This is a genomic window from Fusobacterium sp. SYSU M8D902 (assembly GCF_040199715.1).
Lineage (GTDB): Bacteria > Fusobacteriota > Fusobacteriia > Fusobacteriales > Fusobacteriaceae > Fusobacterium_A.
The window spans coordinates 1-1,010 of record NZ_JBEFNA010000068.1; the positions used below are offsets into that span (position 1 = coordinate 1).

At 28.0% G+C, this 1,010-nt stretch carries 1 protein-coding gene; it reads left to right on the forward strand.

Annotated features, from left to right (window positions below; translation table 11 throughout):
- Positions 1–124 precede the first annotated feature (124 nt).
- Positions 125–1,010 (forward strand): IS6 family transposase (locus ABNK64_RS11070; protein ID WP_349764431.1); only part of this gene is annotated, 886 nt, incomplete at its 3' end.

Genomic DNA, 1,010 nt, shown 5'->3' on the forward strand with positions numbered 1-1,010 from the left:
GTTTCTGTTAACTTTAATTTATCTGAACCACTCCTAATCCTTTGTAGTATAATAATTTGTCGAAGATTATTTTTCCTCCCTCATTTTGAGGGAAATACAATAAGAAAAGGAGCAGTTACTAACTATGTCTAATAAAATAATTTGTCCTAGATGTTTTTCTCAAAATTTTTCTCTTTATGGTAAAGATAAAGATGGTTACCAAAAGTATATATGTAAAAACAATAATTGTAATCATCAATTTACTGTTGATAAACCTAAAAAAAATCGCATATCTAATTATCCTAAATGTCCTGTATGTAGTTCTTCTACATACTTACATCATGATTACAAATATTATTCTAGATTCACATGTAACTCTAAAAAATGTAATCATCACTTTAGTGTTATTAAATCCTCTGTGTTTTTAGAGGAAGTTTCAAAGTTACCTAATGCTATTAATTTAAAAAGATTAAGAACTAATATTAATTTAGTTATTGAAGCACTTTATATGTACTTTGGTGGCTCTTGTTCTACTAGATATATAGCTCAACATTTTGCTGATATTAAATCCTTTAAAATATCACATGTTGCTATTTACAAGTGGATTAAAGGATTTGGAGCAATCTTTAAAGAAATAACAGAAAAATATATTCCTAAAGATTTAAATCAATCTGATGAATGGCATGTTGATGAAACGGTTATCAAAATCGCAGGAAAAAGATATTATATCTGGACTTTACTAGATTCAGAAACCCGTTATGTAATAGATTGGTATTTAACAACTTCAAGAGAAGCTACGTCAGCCTTTCATTTATTCTCCAAAGTAAAAGAGAAACATGGAAGTGCACCAACAATAGTATCAGATAGATTACCTAGCTATAATCAAGCGACAAAAATTGTATTTGAAAACTCAAAACATCTTAAAGTTCAATCCTGGTATGATGAAACAACCAATAATTTGATAGAAAGCTTTTTCAAAAGGTTTAAACATTTCTACAAAACGTCGCATGGATTTAAAAGAAAAGAGATAG